The sequence below is a fragment of the Sphingobacterium sp. 1.A.4 genome (assembly GCF_002734245.1).
Classification (GTDB): Bacteria; Bacteroidota; Bacteroidia; order Sphingobacteriales; family Sphingobacteriaceae; genus Sphingobacterium; species Sphingobacterium tenebrionis.
This window is the reverse complement of record NZ_PEAZ01000020.1, coordinates 1-672: the sequence shown is the minus strand read 5'-3', so window position 1 is coordinate 672 and position 672 is coordinate 1. Positions and strand designations below refer to the sequence as shown.

The 672-nt window shown below is 42.0% G+C and carries 2 protein-coding genes; one reads left to right on the top strand and one right to left on the bottom strand.

Features of this window, described 5'->3' with window-relative positions:
* Positions 1-207: DUF4372 domain-containing protein (locus CRJ00_RS02120; RefSeq protein ID WP_218962165.1), on the bottom strand; the 207-nt coding region annotated here is incomplete at its 3' end.
* Between the two features lie 232 nt (positions 208-439).
* Between CRJ00_RS02120 and CRJ00_RS02115 the strand changes: the two genes are divergently transcribed.
* The coding region (locus CRJ00_RS02115; protein WP_144038066.1) for a transposase at positions 440-672 on the top strand (233 nt) is incomplete at its 3' end.

Below are 672 nucleotides of genomic sequence, written 5' to 3'. Positions count from 1 at the left end.
CATGTTGCCAGTAGTGCTGCGGAGTCCATTAGAAATGTCCCGAACCGAATCCGCAGAGGATAAATGGCAGAATAGCATGCTCACAAAATGTGTCCAGCTGTTGATGCCCTTATGATGCTTGTCGGATTGGTATTGTTGAACCAATCTGCCAAAAATGTCTCGATCGATTAGACCCAAAATCTGGGAAAATACGTTTATATTTACCATGGCGATGGAGGTTTTTTTAGCGAAATAAATATAGCATTCCCTGCTATATAAATCCACCGCCATTTTTTCCATCGTTTAGGACGCTACTGAAAAAACATAAATTATAATTTATTAATAGCTTATCTTTAGTTTATCGAGAAAAAAATTTTTAAGATTTTAAGAAATGAAGGTGTAACCCTCCCGAAAATTCGGACTGTCTGAAACGCGAAAATTCGTAACTTAGAACAGTACAATGAAAAAGACAAGAATCAGCGAGAGCCAGATTGTTTCTGCGATCAAGCAACATGAATCGGGTAAAAGCACTTCGGACATCTGCAGGGAGTTGGGTGTCCACCAAGCAACCTTTTACACTTGGAAGAAGAAGTATTCCGGGATGGACAGCCAAGAGCTGCGCCGTATGAAGGAACTGGAGGAAGAGAACCGCCGTCTCAAGCAGATGTATGCGGACCTCGCCCTGGACCACAA